The organism is Streptomyces sp. CB03238 (assembly GCF_002099185.1).
Lineage (GTDB): Bacteria > Actinomycetota > Actinomycetes > Streptomycetales > Streptomycetaceae > Streptomyces.
Genome location: NZ_NBCN01000003.1, coordinates 238,505 through 258,041, shown reverse-complemented (window position 1 = coordinate 258,041; position 19,537 = coordinate 238,505). Strand labels below are relative to the sequence as shown.

Below are 19,537 nucleotides of genomic sequence, written 5' to 3'. Positions count from 1 at the left end.
CAGGATAATTTCTTCCTGCTCCCCTTGTGGCGGAGAACCACCCATGGATACGGTGCCTTGACGCGAGGTTCTCCCGTGGAGGAAGTGTGATGACGGAAATTCTTGTGCAGGACGTTGCCGGCGGGGACATGTCCGCCGACGCCAGGCAGGACGCCAGGGTGGTCGAGCACCCGGCGTGGCCCGAGCTCAAGAATGCCGTGGAAGAGATCCGCCCCTGGCAGTCGGCGGACGGTTCCATCGACTTCGACGCCGAGGGCGCGCCCTCCCGGGCGGTCGTCGACACCACCCTCGACCGGGTCGTCGCCGCCGTCGAGCAGCTCTCCCCGCTGCTGCCGCACGACACCGCGTACCACCAGGCGCTCGTCGCCGACCTGCGCACGTGGGCCGACAGCGGCTTCGCGGTGCCGGACTTCCTGGACTCGCTGCTGGCCTTCCAGCCCGCCGCCAACCGGGTCGACGGCCTCCAGCACCTGGTGCTGTTCCCGATGTACACGCAGAACGGCAACCCGGACCGCAACCTGGAAGCGGTCGTGCTGCGCATGGTCTGGCCGGAGTGGCTCGCCGAGCTGGAGGCCACCCGCTACGACAACCCGCTCTTCTGCGGCATCACCTTCGAGGACTTCACCTCCGGGTACGACACCAACTCGGCCGTCCTCTTCCCGGAGACCATCGCCGTGCGCGAGGCCCCCGAGCGCTTCAGCTGGGGCGGCATCTTCTGCGACCGCGAGGCCGCCCGCTTCCGCCGCGTCACCGAGGCGGCCGTGGACATCCTCGGCCTCGACCTGCCCGACGACATCCGCGAGATGCTCGGCGACCAGGAGCGCTGCGAGAAGGCCTTCGTGCTCTGGGACATGGTCCACGACCGCACCCACAGCCACGGCGACCTGCCGTTCGACCCCTTCATGATCAAGCAGCGCCAGCCGTTCTGGATGTACGGCCTGGAGGAGCTGCGCTGCGACCTCACCGCCTTCAAGGAGGCCGTGAAGCTGGACGCCGAGGGCAACCCGCACGGCCGTGACGTCCAGTACGCGGTGCTGTTCGACCGGATGTTCCGCTTCCCGGTCACCGGCGACCGCAACCGCAACTACGACGGCCTCGGCGGCCAGCTCCTCTTCGCGTACCTGCACAAGCACGACGTGCTGCGCTGGACCGACAACACGCTGAAGATCGACTGGCAGCGCGCCCCGCAGGTCACCAACCAGCTGTGCGGCGAGATCGAGCAGCTGTACCGCGACGGCATCGACCGCCCGAAGCTGGTCCACTGGTTCGCCGCGTACGACCTGGTCTCCACCTACCTCGCCCCGCACCCCGGCTCGCGCTGGGCCAAGGGCCCCGACGCCCTCGACCTGAGCCTGCCGCCCCGCAAGCTCGTCGACGACGTGCTTCCGGACGAGTTTCCGCTGAGCATGTTCTATGAGGCCCTCTCCAAGAAGCTGAAGAATGTGATTGCCTCCACCAAGGGGATCACCGCCAAGGGCATCACCGCCGAGCAGGCCGGCGAGAAGGCCACCGAGAGGGTCGCCGCGTGAGCTCTCGTACGGAGGAGACGACGACCATGAACGGCAAGGGCAACGGAAACGGCGGCCCGCTCGAGGGCGCCGTCGTCGCGGTGGCCGGAGCGGCGGGCGCGGCCGGCCGCGCCGCCCTGCTGCGCCTCGCGGAGGCCGGCGCGACCGTGGTCGCCTCCGACGCGGACCCGGCGCGGCTCGCCGAGGCGGTCGACGCGGCCCGGTACGCGCACGGCGGGGCGACCGTCATCGGTGACACCGTCGACCTGCTCGACCTCGGCGCGGCCCGTGAGTGGGCCGACAAGACCGAGAAGGAGTTCGGCCGGGTGGACGGCCTGGTCCACCTGGTCGGCGGCTGGCGCGGCAGCGCCACCTTCGCCGAGACCGACCTCGCCGACTGGACCCTGCTGGAGAAGCTGCTGATCCGTACGGTCCAGCACACCTCGCTCGCCTTCCACGACGGGCTGCTGCGCAGTGACCGCGGCCGCTACGTTCTGGTCAGCGCGGCGGGCGCCAGCAAGCCGACCGCCGGGAACGCCGCGTACGCCGCCTCCAAGGCCGCGGCCGAGGCGTGGACGCTCGCGCTCGGCGACGCCTTCCGCAAGGCGGGCGGCGAGGAGGGGCCGAAGGCCGCGGCTACGATCCTGATCGTGAAGGCTCTGGTGCACGACGCCATGCGCGCCGAGCGCCCGAACGCGAAGTTCGCGGGCTTCACGGACGTCAAGGATCTGGCCGACGAGATCGCCGGCATCTGGGACAAGCCCGCCCCGGAAGTGAATGGACAGCGCCTGTGGCTGACCCCCAAGCCGTGACACCCAGCACCACCCGGACAGATGCGCGGCGCCGTCACGACCCGAACGTACGGGGCTTCGCCAGCGACAACTACGCGGGCGCCCACCCCGAGATCCTCGCCGCCCTCGCCCTCGCCAACGGAGGCCACCAGGTCTCCTACGGCGAGGACGTGTACACCGAGCACCTCCAGCGGGTGATGCACAGCCACTTCGGCCCGACCGCCGAGGCCTACCCGGTGTTCAACGGCACCGGTGCCAACGTCACCGCCCTCCAGGCGCTGACCGACCGCTGGGGCGCGGTCATCTGTGCCGAGACCGCGCACATCAACGTGGACGAGGGCGGCGCGCCGGAGCGCATGGCCGGGCTGAAGCTGCTGACCGTCCCGACCCCGGACGGCAAGCTGACGCCCGAGCTGATCGACCGGCAGGCGTTCGGCTGGGACGACGAGCACCGCGCCATGCCGCAGGTCGTCTCGATCACCCAGAACACCGAGCTGGGCACCGTCTACACGGTCGACGAGATCCGCGCCATCGTCGAGCACGTCCACGGCCTGGGCATGAAGGTGCACCTCGACGGTGCCCGGATAGCCAACGCGGCCGCCTCGCTGAACGTACCGATGCGGGCGTTCACCAACGCGGTCGGCGTGGACGTCCTGTCGTTCGGCGGGACGAAGAACGGCATGCTCATGGGCGAGTGCGTGGTCGTGCTCAACCCGGACGCGGTGAGCCATATGAAGCACCTGCGCAAGATGTCGATGCAGCTCGCCTCCAAGATGCGTTTCGTGTCGGTGCAGTTCGAGGCGCTGCTCGCCAAGGACTTGTGGCTGCGCAACGCCCGGCACGCCAACGCGATGGCGCAGCGGCTCGCGGAGGGCGTGCGCGCCGTGGACGGCGTGGAGATCCTCTACCCGGTCCAGGCGAACGCGGTGTTCGCGCGGCTGCCGCACGAGGTGACGCGGCGGCTGCAGGAGCGGTTCCGGTTCTACTTCTGGGACGAGGCGGCCGGCGATGTGCGCTGGATGTGCTCCTTCGACACCACGGAGGACGACGTGGACGCGTTCGTCCTGGCGCTGAAGGGAGAGATGGCGCACTGACTGTGCCTGCATAGGTATGCGGTCGACCGGAAATTGATTGACTCCGATCGGCCGCATCCCTATGGTCAACGCTCATGGAACTGATCCAGCAAGTCCCTGAACTGTCGGCGTATCTGGCGGCAGATGAGGTCATCGACCATGAGCACCCGCGCGTCCGCGAGGTCGTGAACCGGCTCGCTGCCGAGCATGGTGACGCATACTCATACGCAAAGGCCGCCTTCGAGTTCGTACGCGACACCATTCCGCATTCGATGGACGCCGACGATCCACGCGTCACCTGGCGCGCCTCCGACGTACTGGAGCAGCGCACCGGGATCTGTTACGCCAAGGCTCACGCGCTGGCGGCGCTGCTGCGCGCCCGGTCCATCCCCACCGCCCTGTGCTATCAGCGGTTCGAGGTGGTGCACGGTCTGGTCGCGGTGAAGTTGCCGGGTCGGGGTGGGTGGGTGCGGCAGGATCCGCGCGGCAACAAGCCGGGCGTGGACGCGCAGTTCAGGGCCGACCGTGAGCAGCTGGCGTTCCCCGTACGGCCTGAGTCCGATGACGTGGACCACCCGCTGCTGTACGCCGCACCGCATCCGGCGTGTCTGGGCGCCCTGAAGGCCGCCCGGGACCGGCCCCACCTGGACAGGACGCTCCCCACGGGCCTGTAGAAGCCGAACCAGTTCCGCCCGCCGGGGGCGGGTGGCCGTTGCCCGGGGTGGCGGCGCCCCGCGCCGTCGGCTCAGCCGGAGGCAGATGGCCCGTGTCCGGGGTGGCGGCGTATCGGCGCGGGGGCTCGCCCGGGGTGGCGGGCGGTGTCCGGGACGGTCGGTGGCGTCCGGTGTGGCGGCGTGCCCCCGGGTCACCCCGGCCGGGCGGGCCGTGGCCGGGGTGGTCGCGTGCGTCGGTGCGGCGGTCCAGCCCCGTCGGGGGCCGGGATGCCGGTCAGCCGGCTTCGCGGACCTGGGCCGGGGTCGGGGCGGTGCCCCCGAGGTGTGCCGGGACCCACCAGGTGTCGCTCGCGTCCTTGGGGCGTACGGGGTAGGCGCGCTGCGCCGCTTCGAGCAGCTCCTGCACCCGCTCGCGCAGCCGCCGGGTGATCGCGCCCGCGTACTGGTCGGTCGGCGCCTCCACCGGCTCGCCCACCCGGATCGTCACCGGGATGTGGCTGCGCTTGAAGTTGCGCGGCCGCCCCTTGGTCCACAGCCGCTGGGTGCCCCACAGGGCCATCGGGATCAGCGGTACGCCGGCCTCCTGCGCCAGTCGCGCGGCGCCCGACTTGAAGCTCTTGAGCGTGAACGACTGCGAGATGGTCGCCTCGGGGAAGACTCCGATGATCTCGCCCGCGCGCAGGGACTCCAGCGCGTGGTGGTAGGCCGCCTCGCCCTGCTCGCGGTCGACCGGGATGTGCTTCATACCGCGCATCAGCGGACCGGAGATCTTGTGCCGGAACACCGAGTCCTTGGCCATGAACCGGACCAGGCGCTTCTGCGGCAGCGCCGCCAGGCCGGAGAAGATGAAGTCCAGATAGCTGATGTGGTTGCTGACCAGCACCGCCCCGCCGGTGCGCGGGATGTTCTCCGAACCCTGAGTGTCGATCTTCAGGTCGAGCGCCTTGAACATCGTGAGGGCGGCGCCGATGACCGGCCGATAGACGAGTTCTGCCATCTGGAAGAAGACCCTTCTTCAATCCCTGGGGAGGCTTCTCCCCCAGAAGTTACGCAGCCGTAGGTATCCGGCATTGGGCCGATCGTGCACCATGTGCGCCGTACAGGCCAGTCCTGACGACTCCGGACAGCGAGATTCTCATCACGTCACGTCCGCCGGTGAGGCGTTTCAAGGGCGTGCCGGGAATCTCGCGCGCCTCCGGCGCGCTGCACCTTGACGGCGTCATCACGGAAGAGAACGCGGGAGAGAACGGGAGACCGGGGTGCAGGTGCACGGAAGAGCGCTCGGTGCGGGCGAGCTGGGTGCGGAGCTGGGGGAGCGGGCGACGCTCGTGCAGTTCTCCAGCGCCTTCTGCCAGCCGTGCCGCGCGACCCGGCGCACCCTGGCGGAGGTCGCGGCGATGGTCGACGGCGTGGTCCACGTCGAGATCGACGCCGAGCTCCACCTCGGCCTCGTACGCGAGCTGGAGATCGTGAAGACCCCCACCGTGCTGGTGCTCGACCGCGAGGGCCGGATCGTCCGCAAGGCGGTCGGACAGCCCCGCAAGGCCGACGTCATCGTCGCGCTCGGACACGCCATGTGACGAGCCGTGACGCATCTCCCACTTCCCGGGACGCCCTTGACTGTGCATGCCATCCCTCGTCAGGCTGACGCCGTGACCCAGGAACTCCTTCTTCATGGGCGGGCCACTGCCGACCTGGCCCGCGACGCGAGCGCGCGCTGTCCGGGTGTCTGAGCAACCACGGATCACCTCCCCGCGCCATCCGCAGAAGGACCCTTCCATGACGGTCTCGCCCGACCTCGCCACTTCCCATGCCGCTGGAACTGCCCGTGCCGCCGGGGCGTCCCGTGCCGCCGGGGCTTCCCGGCCCGCCACGCCCGACCTGCTCCGCTCCGTCTTCCGGCGGCACGCGGCGGGCGTCGCCGTGATCACCGCACAGGGGGAGCGGCCCGTCGGCTTCACCGCCACCTCACTCACCTCGGTCTCCGCCGAACCCCCGATGATCTCGTTCGGCGTAGGGACCTCCTCCTCCAGCTGGCCCGTCCTCGCCGAGGCCGACCACGTCGGCGTCCACATCCTCGGCGAGCACCAGCGGGACCTGGCGGCCACCTTCGCCCGCAGTGGCGCGGACCGCTTCGGCGCGCCGACCCGCTGGCGTGCGGGCCCGGAGGGCGTACCGGTGCTCGACGGCGTACTCGCCTGGCTGGTGTGCCGGGTCGTCGCCCGTGTCCCGGCCGGTGACCACCGCCTCATGGTGGCCGAGGTCGTCGCCGGTGACCCGGACGGCGCGGGCCGTCCGCTGCTGTACCACGAGGGCCGCTTCAACGCTCTGCGCGACTGAGCCGGCGGCCGGGAGATTCCGGTTACGGAGCGTTGGCAAGGTCACAGTTCAAAGCGCTTGCTTACCGGGAAAGCAATGGGTGTACTGACGAGTAATATTTCGTGAGGGGCGTCCACCGCCCCAAGCGGAAACCGTCCCATCAGGCGCCTATGCTGCGTGCAACAAGGCAGCCCAGTTATGACGATGTGTAGGAGAGCCGGCGTGAGCTTGAGGATCGTTGTCTGTGTGAAGTACGTGCCCGACGCCACCGGCGACCGGCACTTCGCCGATGACCTGACCGTCGACCGCGACGACGTCGACGGCCTGCTGTCGGAGCTGGACGAGTACGCGGTCGAGCAGGCGCTGCAGATCGCCGACGACGCCGACGACGCGGAGATCACCGTGCTGACCGTCGGCCCCGAGGACGCCAAGGACGCGCTGCGCAAGGCGCTGTCCATGGGCGCCGACAAGGCCGTCCACGTCGAGGACGACGACCTGCACGGCTCGGACGTCATGGCCACCTCGCTGGTGCTCGCCAAGGCGATCGAGAAGACCGGTTACGACCTGGTCATCTGCGGCATGGCGTCCACCGACGGCACCATGGGCGTCCTGCCGGCGATCCTCGCCGAGCGCCTGGGCGTCCCGCAGGTCACCCTCCTGTCGGAGGTCTCCGTCGAGGACGGCACCGTCAAGGGCCGCCGTGACGGCGACACCGCGTCCGAGGCGCTGGAGGCGTCCCTGCCGGCCGTCGTGTCCGTGACGGACCAGTCGGGCGAGGCCCGCTACCCGTCCTTCAAGGGCATCATGGCCGCCAAGAAGAAGCCGGTGGAGTCCCTGGACCTGGAGGACCTGGAGATCGACGCCGACGAGGTCGGCCTCGAGGGCTCCTGGACCACGGTCGACTCGGCGGCGGAGCGTCCGGCCCGCACGGCCGGCACGATCGTCAAGGACGAGGGCGAGGGCGGCAAGCAGCTGGCCGAGTACCTCGCGAGCCAGAAGTTCATCTAGTTGCCGGGGGTCCGGGGGTTGCCCCCGGGCCAGCACAGCATCTGAGGCTCGCGCGAGCCACTCACCGCCCCCAGACTCTTCGCATCGCAGGAGATTGAAGTCCCATGGCTGAAGTTCTCGTCTACGTCGACCACGTGGACGGCGCCGTCCGCAAGCCCACCCTGGAGCTGCTGACCCTCGCCCGCCGCATCGGCGAGCCGGTCGCCGTCGCCCTCGGCTCCGGCGCCGAGGCCACCGCCGCCACGCTCGCCGAGCACGGCGCGGTCAAGGTGCTCACCGCCGATGCCCCCGAGTTCGGCGACTACCTCGTCGTACCGAAGGTGGACGCGCTCCAGGCCGCGTACGAGGCCGTATCGCCCGCCGCCGTGCTCGTCCCGTCCTCCGCCGAGGGCAAGGAGATCGCGGCCCGCCTGGCGGTCCGCATCGGCTCCGGCATCATCACCGACGCCGTCGACCTCGAGGCCGGCGACGAGGGCCCGGTGGCCACGCAGTCCGCGTTCGCCGCCTCCTTCACCACCAAGTCCCGTGTCTCCAAGGGCACCCCGGTCATCACGGTCAAGCCGAACTCGGCCCCCGTGGAGGCCGCCCCGGCCGCCGGCGCCGTCGAGGCCCTGTCCGTCTCGTTCTCCGAGAAGGCCACCGGCACCAAGGTCGTCTCCCGCACGCCGCGCGAGTCGACCGGCCGCCCCGAGCTGACCGAGGCCGCGATCGTGGTCTCCGGCGGCCGCGGTGTCAACGGCGCCGAGAACTTCGCGATCATCGAGGCCCTCGCCGACTCCCTCGGTGCCGCCGTCGGCGCCTCGCGCGCCGCCGTGGACGCCGGCTGGTACCCGCACTCCAACCAGGTCGGCCAGACCGGCAAGTCGGTCTCCCCGCAGCTGTACATCGCCTCCGGCATCTCCGGCGCGATCCAGCACCGCGCGGGCATGCAGACCTCGAAGACCATCGTGGCCATCAACAAGGACGCCGAGGCCCCGATCTTCGACCTCGTCGACTACGGCGTGGTCGGCGACCTCTTCCAGGTCGTGCCGCAGCTGACCGAGGAGATCAAGTCCCGCAAGGGCTGACCTGCGACGTCTCTCCGCCCCCGGGGCCGTGCGGTGAACTCCACCGCGCGGCCCCGCGCCGTTGGGGTGACCATTGACGCATGTCACGACCACCCATTAACTTCACCATACGGATTGTTGATTCCGTGTAGTGGAAATCTGGAGGGTGTGGGAATGGGTCAGCAGGAGAAGGTGGCAACGAGCCTCGCCGGCGCGGTCAGCGAGGGCATCAGCGCCTCCCTCGTCTCGGTCGACGAGGAGCTCGCGCGCCGCTACCCGGGCGACCCCGGCACCCGCCAGCCGGTCCACACCGTGTACGTGCCCGGCGACGCCTTCGACGCCGGAACCATCCGCTCCTGGGGCGACCAGGCCCTCGCCATGCTCGACGAGCACGCCCCCGACGCCGCCTCCCTCGCCGCCGTCCTCGGCCTCTCGGAGGAGCTCGCCGACGACGTCCACGCGCGCGTACGGGCCAAGCTGGAGCGCGAGCCCATCGAGGACCTCCGCGTCGACTTCGAGGACGGGTACGGCGGCAAGGACGAGGACAGCGACGCCGCCCGCGCCGCCCGCCTGATCTCCGAGGCGTACGCGCAGGGCACGGCCGCCCCGTACATGGGCATCCGCATGAAGTGCATGGAGGCCGCCGTACGCGACCGGGGCATCCGCACCACCGACATCTTCCTCACCGGCCTGATGGAGGCCGGCGGCCTGCCCGACGGCCTCGTCCTCACCCTCCCCAAGGTCACCTACGCCGAGCAGGTCAGCGCCTTCGTACGGCTCCTGGAGGCCTTCGAGAAGGCCCACGGCCTCGACGCCGGCCGCCTCGGCTTCGAGATCCAGATCGAGACCAGCCAGGCCATCCTCGCGCCCGACGGCACCGCCACCGTCGCCCGCATGATCGACGCCGCCGAGGGCCGCGCCACCGGCCTGCACTACGGCACCTTCGACTACAGCGCCTGCCTGGGCGTCTCCGCCGCCTACCAGGCCAGCGACCACCCGGCCGCCGACCACGCCAAGGCGATCATGCAGGTCGCCGCCGCCGGCACCGGCGTACGCGTCTCCGACGGCTCCACCAACGTCCTGCCGGTCGGCACCACCGAGAAGGTCCACGACGCCTGGCGCCTGCACTACGGCCTCACCCGCCGCGCCCTGGCCCGCGCCTACTACCAGGGCTGGGACATGCACCCCGGCCACCTGCCGACCCGGTACGCCGCCGTCTTCGCCTTCTACCGGGAAGGCTTCGAGCAGGCCGCAGCCCGCCTGGCCGCGTACGCCAACCACGCCGGCGGCGACGTCATGGACGAGCCCGCCACCGCCAAGGCCCTCAGCTCCTACCTGCTGCGCGGCATCGACTGCGGCGCCCTCGACACCGACGAGGTCGCCCGCCTCACCGGACTGACCCGCGCGGACCTCGACGGCTTCGCCGCCCCGCGCCGCGGCGACCTGACGGCCACCGCCCAATAAGCCCAGCGCCTGCGGGCGCTGTCACAGCTGCCCCGTACTCTGTACGCGTTCGGACGGGAACACGACACAGGGAACGGGGCAGCGGTGTCTTCGGGGGAGAACGAACTGATCGCCGGGCGCTACCGGGTGATCCGGCAGCTCGGCCGCGGCGGCATGGGCGTCGTCTGGCGCGCCGTCGACGAGGTCCTCGGCCGCGAGGTGGCGCTCAAGGAACTCCGTACGTACACGGACTCCTCCGGCCACGAGCTGGCCGACCTGCGGCTGCGGATGCAGCGCGAGGCTCGGGCCGCCGCGCGGGTGCGCCACCCCGGGGTCATCTCCGTCCACGACGTCGCCGACCACCAGGGCCGCCCGGTCATCGTCATGGAGCTCATCGACGGGCCCTCCCTGGACGACGTCCTCGCCGAGCGCGGCGTCATGGACCCGCGCGAGGCCGCCGCCATCGGCGCCAAGGTGCTGGAGGCGCTCGACGCCGCGCATGCGGTCGGCGTGCTCCACCGCGACGTCAAGCCCGGCAACGTGCTGCTGGACCGCGGGGGCCGGGTCGTCCTCACCGACTTCGGCATCGCCGCCATGGACGACCCCGGTGACGGCTCCACCACCCACCTCACGCGCAGCGGCGAGATCGTCGGCTCGCTCGACTACCTGGCCCCCGAGCGGGCGCAGGGCCAGGAGCCGGCCCCGGCGTCCGACATCTGGGCGCTGGGCGCCACGCTGTACGCGGCGGTCGAGGGCGCCTCGCCCTTCCGGCGTACGTCGACGTGGTCGACGCTCACCGCGATCGTCGCCGACCCGCTGCCCGAACCGCGGCGGGCGGGCGCCCTCGGACCCGTACTGCGGCAGCTGATGGACAAGGACCCGGCGCGGCGGCCGGACGCGGCGAGTGCGGCGCGGCTCCTGGCGGAGGTCGCGGAGGGGCGTGAACCCGGGCCCGCTGCTCCCGGCTACGTACCGACCGAGCGGACCGTCCTGCCGCACCAGCCGCAGGGCTTCGGCCCGGCGGCGCCGGTCGCTTCGGCCGCTCCAGCGGCTCCGCCGGCCCAGGCGGTTCCCGGAGCCCCCGTAGGGCGGCGCAAGAGCCGCGCCAGGGTCCTCGTCGCGGTGGCGGCGGTGGCCGTTCTGCTGGCCGGGGGAGGCGTGACGTACGCCTTCATGGGCGGCGACAAGGTGCCGACCGGTCAGGAACTGGCCGGTCGGCAGGGCGACCGCAGCGGGAGCCCGGAGCCGGGCCGCCCGCTCGTCCCCGTCCCCTCCGCGTCACGCGCGACGCCCACCGCCAAGCCGTCCGCCTCCGCGCCGGCGCCCTTGAAGTCCTCCACGGCGGCGGACAAGCCGCGCGCCTCCGCCCCGGCCGCCGGCGGCGGCACGGACGGAGGCGCTTCCACCGGAACCGGCGGCGCATCGGGCACGACGGGATCGGGCTCCGGACCGGGCTCGGGCTCCGGCTCCGGCTCCGGATCGGGGTCCACCGGCGGTGGTTCCGGTACGGGCGGCGGCTCCACGACAACGACCGGCGGCGGGGGCGAGCCCGCGCCCGTCTGCCACTCCATAGGCGGCGGCAAGTACAACTGCCAGGTCTGGCGCACCGCGAAGTCCTACCGGGCCGACGGCAGCGAGGCCGGCATCCTCAACGCGGGCACCAACTACTTCTACTGCCAGGCGAACCTCGGCCGCCGGGAGACCCACGGCGAGTGGACCAACGTCTGGTGGGGCCGGACCGACGACGACAGCGGCAACACCGGTGTGTACGTCAGCGACGTCTACATCCAGGGCGGCGACAACGACCAGCCGGTGCCCGGACTCCCCGTCTGCTGACCCTTCCTCAGGAGGACGGCGGGATCTCGCCCGAGCCGCGCGGGATCAGCACCGTGTCCAGGACGGTCCGCGCCGGGGCGTCGTCGAAGCCGTCCAGCCGCCGGAACAGCCGCTCCGCCGCCGTGCGCCCCAGCGCGGCGGCGTCCTGCGCGATCACCGTGATGCCCAGCAGGTCGGCGAGCTCGATGTCGTCGAAGCCGACGAACGCCACCGGCCGGTCCCGCCCGGCCAGTTCCCGTACGACGGTCACCGTCACCCGGTTGTTGCCCGCGAAGACCGCCGTCACCGGTTCCGGGCCGGAGAGCATCGCGGCCGTGGCCTCCCGTACCCGCTCCGGTTCCGTCGAGCCCAGCGACACCCAGGCGTCGTCCACCGCCAGGTCGGCGTCCTCCATCGCCGCGCGGTAGCCCCGCAGCCGCTCCACGGCGGTGTGGATGCGCGGCTGGTCGCCGATGAAACCGATCCGGCGGTGCCCGTGCGCGATCAGGTGCGCGGCGCCCGCGCGGGCACCGCCGAAGCTGTCGGACAGCACCACGTCCGCGTCGATCCGCCCGGCCGGGCGGTCCACGAAGACCGTGGCGACGCCCGCCCGGATCTCCGGCTCCAGGTATCGGTGGTCGGTACCGGCGGGGATCACGATCAGCCCGTCGACGCGGCGGGCGCACAGTGCCAGGGCCAGCTCCTGCTCTCGGTCCGGGTCCTCGGCGCTTGAACCGTTGATGAGCAGCGCGCCGTGCGCCCGGGCGACCTCCTCGACGGCGCGGCTGAGCGGGCCGTAGAACGGGTCGGCGAGGTCCTCCAGGACCAGGCCGATGGAGGCCGTACGGCCCTTGCGCAGCACCCGCGCGCTGTCGTTGCGGCGGAAGCCGAGCGCCTCGATGGCCTCCTGGACGCGGCGCTCGGTGTCGGGCGTGACGCCCGCCTCGCCGTTGACCACGCGGGAGACGGTCTTGAGCCCGACGCCCGCGCGGGCGGCCACGTCCTTCATGGTCGGCCGGTTGCCGTAGCGGTGGGCGGGGTGGCGGGCGGTCTCGGCCACAGTGCGCTGTCCTGTCGTTCGTCGTCCGGCGTGCGGGTGGGTGTGCAAGGCTGTGGCGTCGAGCATAGGGCCTGGACAACGTTGTCAGGGCAGGGGAGACTGAGGTGGACGGTTCTTGAACCGCTCTTGAACGAGGCCGCGAAACCGCTGGTCCGCCAGTCGTTCGTGGGCCTTTACGCTCTCACCGGGGGATCCGACACCGATGCATTCCGACCTCGTCGCCGCGCTGGACATAGGCGGCACCAAGATCGCCGGCGCGCTGGTGGACGGCAGCGGCGGCATTCTGCTGCGGGTGCAGCGGCCGACCCCGGCGCGCGAGGACGGCGAGACGGTGATGGGCGCCGTCGAGGCGGTCCTCGCCGAGCTCGCGGCGTCACCGCTGTGGCCGGGCGTCGGCGCCGTCGGCATCGGCAGCGCGGGCCCGGTGGACGCCTCGGCGGGCACGGTCAGCCCCGTCAACGTACCCGGGTGGCGCGGTTATCCCCTCGTCGAGCGGGTACGGCGGGCCACCGGCGGCTGCCTGCCCGTGGAGCTGGTCGGCGACGGCGTGGCGATGACGGCGGCCGAGCACTGGCAGGGCGCCGCCCGCGGCTACGACAACGCGCTGTGCCTGGTGGTCTCCACCGGCGTCGGCGGCGGGCTGGTGCTGGGCGGCCGCCTGCACACCGGTCCGACCGGCAACGCCGGTCACATCGGCCACATCAGCGTCGACCTGGACGGCGACCCGTGCCCGTGCGGGGCGCGCGGCTGCGTCGAGCGGATCGCCAGCGGCCCCAACATCGCCCGCCGCGCCCTGGAGAACGGCTGGCGCCCCGGGCCCGACGGCGACACCACGGCCGCCGCGGTGGCTGCCTCGGCCCGCGCCGGGGACCCGGTCGCCACCGCGTCCTTCGAACGCGCCGCCCAGGCGCTGGCGGCCGGGATAGCCGCCACCGCGACGCTGGTCGAGATCGACATCGCGGTGATCGGCGGCGGAGTCGCGGGCGCCGGCGACGTCCTGTTCGCCCCGCTGCGGCGGTCCCTGCGCGACTACGCCACGCTCTCCTTCGTCCAGCGCCTCACCGTCGCCCCGGCCCTCACCGGCACGGACGCCGGCCTCCTCGGCGCCGCCGCCGCGGCCACCCCGCCCACCCGCAACCGCGCGGCGGCCACCTCCACCGTCTGACGCGCCGGGACGCCGCCCCCGACGTGCACGGGTGCCGGGGAGCCCGACGGCCTTACAGCCCCACGGGCCGACGGGGCTGAGCGAATGCAGGGCCGCCGGGCCGGGCGGGCGTCCATGGGGCCCAGGGGCCGATGGGGCCGACGGGCAGACGGGCCCGGCGGAGTGCGGGGCCGCCGGCCGTCCCGTGCCGGGCGGCGCTCATGAGGTCCCGCACGGGCCGATGGAGCGCGTCAGTGTGTGGGGGCCGGGACCCGGGGCTTCGGGGGGCGGGGCTGGGGGACGATCACGAGGAACGCGTCCGCGTCGATGTCCATGACGACCTCCGCCGCCAGGCCCTCGTCCCGGCGTGCCCGGGCGAACTCCTCCGCCGGCCACGAGCCACGCGGACCTCCCGCCGGAAACCTCTCCAGCACCGTGCGTGTCATTGCGCACCCCCTGTCCCTCGCCTGCTCCAACGACACCCCGCCCGGGAGTGTTACGGCTCGCGCAGGCATCTCTTCGTACAGTGAGACGTTTCCGTTGCCCCGCCCGAGGTCGTGAAAGCGCAACAGCCCGGCCACAGTTCCGTGCGCGATCAGCCACCCGCATACCCCGGCGGGTTTCCGTGGCAGGGTGTTGCGGGCAAGCCACTGGGGGCTACGGAGGAGGGGGAACCGTGATCGTCTGGATCAACGGTGCGTTCGGTGCCGGCAAGACCAGTGCCGCGCGCGAGCTGATCGATCTGATCCCGAACAGCACCGTCTACGACCCCGAGATCATCGGTGGGGCGCTGCGTTACCTGCTGCCGCAGAAGCGGCTCGCCGAGGTGGCCGACTACCAGGACCTGCCGATGTGGCGGCGCATGGTCGTGGACGCCGCCGCCGCGATGCTCGCCGAGGTCGGCGGGGTGCTGGTGGTGCCGATGACGCTGCTGCGCCAGGAGTACCGCGACGAGATCTTCGGCGGGCTCGCCTCCCGTCGCATCGCCGTACACCATGTGCTTCTGACGCCGGATGAAACGATACTGCGCGGACGTATCGCCGCTCGCGAGGACCTCGAGGACGACCCGGAGGGCAACGAGCGGGTCCGGCAATGGGCGTACGACCACATCGAGCCGTACCGCGCGGCGCTCGGCGGCTGGCTGGCCACAGACGCCCACGCCGTCGACAACAGCCGCCTCACCCCGTCCGAGACCGCCCGGGCCATCGCCGAGGCGGTACGCAGCGGGGCGGCCGGCGCGTGCGGGATCGTGCAGACGCCGGAGCCGACCGGCGAGACCCTCGCCGCCGGGGTCCTCCTCTTCGACGAGCAGGACCGCGTGCTGCTCGTCGACCCCACCTACAAGCCCGGCTGGGAGTTCCCCGGCGGGGTCGTCGAACGCGGCGAACCGCCCGCCCGCGCCGGGATGCGGGAGGTCGCCGAGGAGATAGGGCTCGAACTGGACGCCGTGCCCAGGCTCCTGCTCGTCGACTGGGAACCGCCCCGGCCGCCCGGCTACGGCGGCCTCCGGTTCCTCTTCGACGGCGGCCGGCTCACCGCCGCCCAGGCCCGGCGCGTCCTGCTGCCGGGCGCCGAGCTGCGCGGCTGGCGGTTCGTCACCGAGGGCGAGGCGTCCGGGATGCTGCCCCCGGTCCGTTACGAACGGCTCCGCTGGGCCCTGCGCGCCCGCGAACGCGGCACCGTGCTGAACCTCGAGGCCGGCGTTCCGGTCGGCTGAGGCGCGCACGCCACGGTCTCGCGTGGAGCGGTGGTGGCTCCCTACGGCCGTACGGTCGTGGCGACGGCGGCGTCCCGGTCCGCCGCCGCCCGCAGCACCGCCGCCGCGTCCCGCGTCAGCGGGTCCCCGTGGCCGAAACACACCGTCTCCGGTGCCAGCGCGGCCAGCCGCCGCATCGACGCCTCGGCCCGCTCCCGGTCCACGTGGAACACGCCCAGCGCCACCTGCCCGACCGACGCCACCGTGTCGCCGGTGAACAGCACGCCGTGGCGCGGCAGGTGGACCGCGATCGAACCGTCCGTGTGACCCGGCGTGTGCACCACCCGCGCCCCGTCGCCGAAACCCAGCTCGTCCCCGTCCCCCAGCTCGCGGTCCACCCGCGTCGGCGGCGCCACCGGAACCGTCAGCCCGTGCTCGTACAGCGGCACCTCCCAGTCGAGCAGGACGGGGTCGGGGACCGGCGCCTCGCCGCGGACGACCGGCGCGTCCAGGGCGTGCGCCAGCACCTCGGCCCCGTACCGTTCGGCCAGCTCACCCGCCGCACCCACATGGTCGCGGTGGCCGTGGGTGAGCACGATGCGGCGCAGGTTCTCCGGGCGGAGGCGCCGGCTCCGTACCGCCGCCTCGATCTGCGGCGCCGCGCCCGCCCACCCCGCGTCGATCAGGGTCAGGTCGTCGCCGTCCCCGTCGCACCACAGATACGCCTGGCCGATCGGGAAACGGAGCATGAGCAGCCGGGGCGGCCGTACGTCGATGACATCCACGTTCATGGTCATGCCGCGAACGTACGCACCGGCGCCCGTCCGCCGCCGCCCCCTCTGCCGTGAGCAGATCCGCTCTCGGCTCAACCCCGCCCGGAAGCCGCGTAGTTCGCCAGGAACAGCGCCTCCGCGACCGACATGCGCTCCAGCTCGTCCGGCGACACGCTCTCGTTCACCGCGTGGATCTGCGCCTCCGGCTCGCTCAGACCGATCAGCAGGATCTCGGTGTCCGGGTAGAGCGCCGCCAGCGTGTTGCACAGCGGGATCGACCCGCCCATACCCGCGACCTGCATCTCCTGACCCGGGTACGCCGCCCGCAGCGCCTCCGCCATCGACGTGTACGCCGGGCTCGTGACGTCCGCGCGGAACGGCTGGCCCTGTCCCACCTGCTCCACCGACACCCGCGCGCCCCACGGCGTGTGCGCCTCCAGGTGCGCGGTCAGCAGCTTCGTCGCCTCGGCGGCGTCCTGGCCCGGCGGCACCCGCAGGCTGATCAGAGCGCGGGCGCCGGCCTGGACGGACGGCGTGGCGCCGACGACCGGCGGGCAGTCGATGCCCATGACCGTGACGGCCGGGCGCGCCCACAGCCGGTCGCCGACCGAGCCATGACCGATCAGCCCCACCCCGTCGAGCACCTTGGCGTCCCCGCGGAAGTCCTCCTCCGGGTACTGCAGGCCCTGCCACTCACCCTCGGCCACCAGCCCGTCGACCGTGGTCGAACCGTCCTCGCCCCGCAGCGAGTCCAGTACGCGGATGAGCGCCGCCAGCGCGTCCGGCGCGGCCCCGCCGAACAGCCCCGAGTGCAGGTTGCCCTGCAGCGTGTCCACCGTGACCCGCACCATCGTCATCCCGCGCAGCGTCGCCGTGACGGTCGGCAGACCCGCCCGGAAGTTCCCGGCGTCACCGATCACGATCGCGTCCGCGGCGAGCAGCTCGGGGTGCGCCTCCGCGTACCGCTCCAGGCCGCCCGTACCCTGCTCCTCCGAACCCTCGACGATCACCTTGACGCCGACCGGTATCCCGCCGTTCGCCTTGAGGGCGCGCAGCGCGAGCAGGTGCATGATGAAGCCGCCCTTGCAGTCGGCGGCACCCCGCCCGTACCAGCGGCCGTCCTCCCGCTCGGTCAGCTCGAACGGCGGGGTGACCCAGCCGGCCAGGTCGAGCGGCGGCTGCACGTCGTAGTGCGCGTACAGCAGCACCGTCGGCGCGCCCTCGGGTCCAGGGAGGTAGCCGTACACCGACTGCGAACCGTCCGGGGTGTCGAGCACCGACACGTCCTGGAAGTCCTCCGCCCGCAGCGCGTCCGCCACCCAGGCCGCCGCGGCCCGGCACTCGCTCGGCGGGAACTGAGCCGGGTCCGCCACCGACTGGAACGCCACCAGTTCCGCGAGCTCCGCCTTCGCGCGGGGCATCAGGGAGGCGACGGTCTCGGCGATCGGCGGGATCGGCCGGGTCGGGTGGGCGGTCATGGGCACGCTCCTGGTGGGTGCGACGTGAGGACTGACGTGGTGTGTCATGTGCGTACGGCGAACGCGAGTCCGATCCTCCCACAACGGGTGTCGGCGGCCCGCGCCGTAGGATGCGATCACAAGCATGGGCCATGGGTCGCGTCGGGATCAGGAGCAGAAGCACATCGTGAGCAGCGAGAACGCAGACGCCGGTAACGAGAACTCCGCGCCGGTGTGGGATGTCGTCGTGGTCGGCGCGGGGCCGGCGGGAGCGTCCGCGGCCTACGCGGCGGCCGTCGCGGGCCGCCGGGTGCTGGTGCTGGAGAAGGCGGAACTGCCGCGCTACAAGACGTGCGGCGGCGGCATCATCGGCCCGTCGCGCGACGCCCTGCCGCCGGGCTTCGAACTGCCGTTGCGCGACCGTGTGCACGCCGTCACGTTCTCCCTGAACGGCCGTTTCGCCCGGACGCGGCGCTCGAAGCGGATGCTCTTCGGGCTGCTCAACCGGCCCGAGTTCGACGCGGGCCTGGTCGAGCAGGCGCAGAAGGCGGGCGCCGAACTGCGTACGGGCGTGACGGTGTCGCGCGTGGAGCAGCACGGCACGGCGGTGCCGGACCGGCGTACGGTCGCGGTCGTGCTGGCCGACGGCGAGGTCGTGCTCGCGCGGGCGGTCGTCGGCGCGGACGGCAGTGCCAGCCGGATAGGCGCGCATGTCGGGGTCAAGCTGGACCAGGTCGACCTCGGCCTGGAGGCGGAGATCCCGGTTCCGCAGACGGTCGCGGAGGACTGGGCGGGGCGGGTGCTCATCGACTGGGGGCCGATGCCGGGCAGTTACGGGTGGGTGTTCCCCAAGGGCGACACGCTGACCGTGGGCGTGATCTCGGCGCGGGGCGAGGGGTCGGCCACGAAGCGGTACTTGGAGGACTTCATCGCCCGGCTCGGGCTCGCCGGGTTCGAGCCCGCCATCTCGTCGGGGCACCTGACGCGGTGCCGCAGCGACGACTCGCCACTGTCGCGCGGGCGGGTGCTGGTGTGCGGCGACGCGGCCGGGCTGCTGGAGCCGTGGACCCGCGAGGGCATCTCCTTCGCGCTGCGTTCCGGGCGGCTGGCGGGGGAGTGGGCGGTACGGATCGCCGAGGCGAACGACGCCGTGGACGCGCGGCGCCAGGCGCTGAACTACGCGTTCGCCATCAAGGCGGGGCTGGGCGTGGAGATGGCGGTCGGGCGGCGGATGCTCGCCCTGTTCGAGAAGCGGCCGGGGCTGCTTCACGCGACGATCACCGGCTTCCGCCCGGCGTGGCGGGCGTTCACGGACATCACCCGCGGGGTCACGACCCTGGGGGGCCTCGTCCGCAGCTCGTCCGTCGCCCGCCGGGCACTGGATGCCCTGGACCGCCGCCTGTAGGGCCTGCCGCCCCCGCCCACTGGACCGCTTCGAGCGCGCCGGCGGCTGGGCGGCCGGCTGGGCGGCGACCGGGCGGATGGGTGCCTGGGCGGCCGGGCGGTTGGGTGGCTGGCGGGAGGCCCGCAGACCACTGGTTCACCGGCGCCGGCCGCGGGGGCGGTCGGCGGTGGCTCGCCGGCCCCCGACCCAGGCCGCTGGGCTCGCAGGCCGCCGGTCTCGCGCCCGGACGCCGGCCCGCAGGCTCGCCCCGCAAGGCCGCCGGCTCGCCCCAAGGCCGTAGGACGCAGGCCGCCGCCCTCGCCGCCAGGCGCCGGCTGCACGCTTG

18 protein-coding genes are annotated in these 19,537 nt (G+C 72.6%); 13 read left to right on the top strand and 5 right to left on the bottom strand.

What is annotated here, in order from left to right:
* Nucleotides 1–89 precede the first annotated feature (89 nt).
* From BKD26_RS06180 to BKD26_RS06165, 4 genes are all read left to right on the top strand, one after another.
* A complete protein-coding gene (locus BKD26_RS06180) occupies nucleotides 90–1,529 on the top strand; it encodes a DUF6421 family protein (protein WP_084896596.1) in 1,440 nt (479 codons plus the stop codon).
* A 26-nt stretch (nucleotides 1,530–1,555) separates the two neighbouring features.
* A complete protein-coding gene (locus BKD26_RS06175; RefSeq protein ID WP_084896594.1) occupies nucleotides 1,556–2,320 on the top strand; it encodes an SDR family NAD(P)-dependent oxidoreductase in 765 nt (254 codons plus the stop codon).
* Nucleotides 2,317–3,393: a low specificity L-threonine aldolase gene (locus tag BKD26_RS06170; RefSeq protein ID WP_084896592.1), complete on the top strand. Its 1,077-nt coding sequence runs from the start codon at nucleotides 2,317–2,319 to the stop codon at nucleotides 3,391–3,393. Before BKD26_RS06175 ends, BKD26_RS06170 begins: the two co-directional genes overlap by 4 nt.
* 74 nt (nucleotides 3,394–3,467) lie before the next feature.
* Entirely contained in the window at nucleotides 3,468–4,046 is a 579-nt protein-coding gene (locus BKD26_RS06165; protein WP_084896590.1) for a transglutaminase family protein, read from the top strand.
* A gap of 274 nt (nucleotides 4,047–4,320) precedes the next feature.
* On the opposite strand, the gene BKD26_RS06160 is transcribed toward BKD26_RS06165, so the two are convergent.
* Nucleotides 4,321–5,043 (bottom strand): lysophospholipid acyltransferase family protein, encoded by a 723-nt coding sequence (locus tag BKD26_RS06160; RefSeq protein ID WP_084896588.1) that lies wholly within the window; start codon nucleotides 5,041–5,043, stop codon nucleotides 4,321–4,323.
* 262 nt (nucleotides 5,044–5,305) lie between these two features.
* Here BKD26_RS06160 and BKD26_RS06155 point away from each other — a divergent pair, with 262 nt between their 5' ends.
* From BKD26_RS06155 to BKD26_RS06130, 6 genes are all read left to right on the top strand, one after another.
* On the top strand, nucleotides 5,306–5,626 hold the full coding sequence (locus BKD26_RS06155) for a thioredoxin family protein (protein WP_084896586.1): 321 nt from the start codon (nucleotides 5,306–5,308) through the stop codon (nucleotides 5,624–5,626).
* Nucleotides 5,627–5,825: 199 nt separating this feature from the next.
* Entirely contained in the window at nucleotides 5,826–6,386 is a 561-nt protein-coding gene (locus BKD26_RS06150) for a flavin reductase family protein (RefSeq protein ID WP_084896584.1), read from the top strand.
* A gap of 201 nt (nucleotides 6,387–6,587) precedes the next feature.
* A complete protein-coding gene (locus tag BKD26_RS06145) occupies nucleotides 6,588–7,373 on the top strand; it encodes an electron transfer flavoprotein subunit beta/FixA family protein (protein ID WP_084896582.1) in 786 nt (261 codons plus the stop codon).
* 104 nt (nucleotides 7,374–7,477) lie between these two features.
* Nucleotides 7,478–8,440 (top strand): electron transfer flavoprotein subunit alpha/FixB family protein, encoded by a 963-nt coding sequence (locus BKD26_RS06140; RefSeq protein ID WP_084896580.1) that lies wholly within the window; start codon nucleotides 7,478–7,480, stop codon nucleotides 8,438–8,440.
* 153 nt (nucleotides 8,441–8,593) lie between these two features.
* The gene (locus BKD26_RS06135; protein WP_084896578.1) at nucleotides 8,594–9,883 is read left to right on the top strand and encodes an aldolase/citrate lyase family protein; all 1,290 of its coding nucleotides are present in this window, start codon (nucleotides 8,594–8,596) and stop codon (nucleotides 9,881–9,883) included.
* An 84-nt stretch (nucleotides 9,884–9,967) separates the two neighbouring features.
* Complete coding sequence (locus BKD26_RS06130) at nucleotides 9,968–11,698, top strand: serine/threonine-protein kinase (protein WP_084896576.1); 1,731 nt, start codon at nucleotides 9,968–9,970, stop codon at nucleotides 11,696–11,698.
* Nucleotides 11,699–11,705: 7 nt separating this feature from the next.
* Here BKD26_RS06130 and BKD26_RS06125 read toward each other — a convergent pair whose 3' ends face one another.
* Entirely contained in the window at nucleotides 11,706–12,686 is a 981-nt protein-coding gene (locus BKD26_RS06125; protein ID WP_241518569.1) for a LacI family DNA-binding transcriptional regulator, read from the bottom strand.
* 253 nt (nucleotides 12,687–12,939) lie between these two features.
* On the opposite strand from BKD26_RS06125, the gene BKD26_RS06120 reads away from it, so the two are divergent.
* Nucleotides 12,940–13,902, top strand: coding sequence for an ROK family protein (locus BKD26_RS06120; protein ID WP_084896571.1), 963 nt, complete (start codon nucleotides 12,940–12,942; stop codon nucleotides 13,900–13,902).
* A gap of 230 nt (nucleotides 13,903–14,132) precedes the next feature.
* Here the strand turns inward: BKD26_RS06120 and BKD26_RS06115 are convergent, their stop codons facing one another.
* Nucleotides 14,133–14,327 carry a hypothetical protein gene (locus BKD26_RS06115; RefSeq protein ID WP_084896991.1) on the bottom strand — a complete coding sequence of 65 codons (195 nt, stop codon included), beginning with the start codon at nucleotides 14,325–14,327 and terminating at the stop codon, nucleotides 14,133–14,135.
* A gap of 230 nt (nucleotides 14,328–14,557) precedes the next feature.
* Here BKD26_RS06115 and BKD26_RS06110 point away from each other — a divergent pair, with 230 nt between their 5' ends.
* Nucleotides 14,558–15,598: an NUDIX domain-containing protein gene (locus BKD26_RS06110; RefSeq protein ID WP_084896569.1), complete on the top strand. Its 1,041-nt coding sequence runs from the start codon at nucleotides 14,558–14,560 to the stop codon at nucleotides 15,596–15,598.
* 41 nt (nucleotides 15,599–15,639) lie between these two features.
* Here BKD26_RS06110 and BKD26_RS06105 read toward each other — a convergent pair whose 3' ends face one another.
* Both BKD26_RS06105 and BKD26_RS06100 read right to left on the bottom strand, forming a co-directional pair.
* Nucleotides 15,640–16,374, bottom strand: a complete 735-nt coding sequence (locus tag BKD26_RS06105) for an MBL fold metallo-hydrolase (protein ID WP_241518558.1) — start codon at nucleotides 16,372–16,374, stop codon at nucleotides 15,640–15,642.
* Nucleotides 16,375–16,442: 68 nt separating this feature from the next.
* Nucleotides 16,443–17,828 carry a dipeptidase gene (locus BKD26_RS06100; protein ID WP_084896567.1) on the bottom strand — a complete coding sequence of 462 codons (1,386 nt, stop codon included), beginning with the start codon at nucleotides 17,826–17,828 and terminating at the stop codon, nucleotides 16,443–16,445.
* 124 nt (nucleotides 17,829–17,952) lie between these two features.
* Between BKD26_RS06100 and BKD26_RS06095 the strand changes: the two genes are divergently transcribed.
* On the top strand, nucleotides 17,953–19,212 hold the full coding sequence (locus tag BKD26_RS06095; RefSeq protein ID WP_084896565.1) for a geranylgeranyl reductase family protein: 1,260 nt from the start codon (nucleotides 17,953–17,955) through the stop codon (nucleotides 19,210–19,212).
* The last annotated feature ends 325 nt before the right edge of the window (nucleotides 19,213–19,537 follow it).

What these genes read in the sequence shown, in the direction of transcription:
- BKD26_RS06180 (WP_084896596.1), top strand. Translation starts at nt 90, where the DNA reads ATGACGGAAATTCTTGTGCAGGACGTTGCCGGCGGGGACATGTCCGCC.
- BKD26_RS06175 (WP_084896594.1), top strand. Translation starts at nt 1,556, where the DNA reads ATGAACGGCAAGGGCAACGGAAACGGCGGCCCGCTCGAGGGCGCCGTC.
- BKD26_RS06165 (WP_084896590.1), top strand. Translation starts at nt 3,468, where the DNA reads ATGGAACTGATCCAGCAAGTCCCTGAACTGTCGGCGTATCTGGCGGCA.
- BKD26_RS06160 (WP_084896588.1), bottom strand. Translation starts at nt 5,043, where the DNA reads ATGGCAGAACTCGTCTATCGGCCGGTCATCGGCGCCGCCCTCACGATG.
- BKD26_RS06150 (WP_084896584.1), top strand. Translation starts at nt 5,826, where the DNA reads ATGACGGTCTCGCCCGACCTCGCCACTTCCCATGCCGCTGGAACTGCC.
- BKD26_RS06140 (WP_084896580.1), top strand. Translation starts at nt 7,478, where the DNA reads ATGGCTGAAGTTCTCGTCTACGTCGACCACGTGGACGGCGCCGTCCGC.
- BKD26_RS06135 (WP_084896578.1), top strand. Translation starts at nt 8,594, where the DNA reads ATGGGTCAGCAGGAGAAGGTGGCAACGAGCCTCGCCGGCGCGGTCAGC.
- BKD26_RS06125 (WP_241518569.1), bottom strand. Translation starts at nt 12,686, where the DNA reads ATGAAGGACGTGGCCGCCCGCGCGGGCGTCGGGCTCAAGACCGTCTCC.
- BKD26_RS06120 (WP_084896571.1), top strand. Translation starts at nt 12,940, where the DNA reads ATGCATTCCGACCTCGTCGCCGCGCTGGACATAGGCGGCACCAAGATC.
- BKD26_RS06115 (WP_084896991.1), bottom strand. Translation starts at nt 14,327, where the DNA reads ATGACACGCACGGTGCTGGAGAGGTTTCCGGCGGGAGGTCCGCGTGGC.
- BKD26_RS06105 (WP_241518558.1), bottom strand. Translation starts at nt 16,374, where the DNA reads ATGACCATGAACGTGGATGTCATCGACGTACGGCCGCCCCGGCTGCTC.
- BKD26_RS06100 (WP_084896567.1), bottom strand. Translation starts at nt 17,828, where the DNA reads ATGACCGCCCACCCGACCCGGCCGATCCCGCCGATCGCCGAGACCGTC.
- BKD26_RS06095 (WP_084896565.1), top strand. Translation starts at nt 17,953, where the DNA reads ATGGGCCATGGGTCGCGTCGGGATCAGGAGCAGAAGCACATCGTGAGC.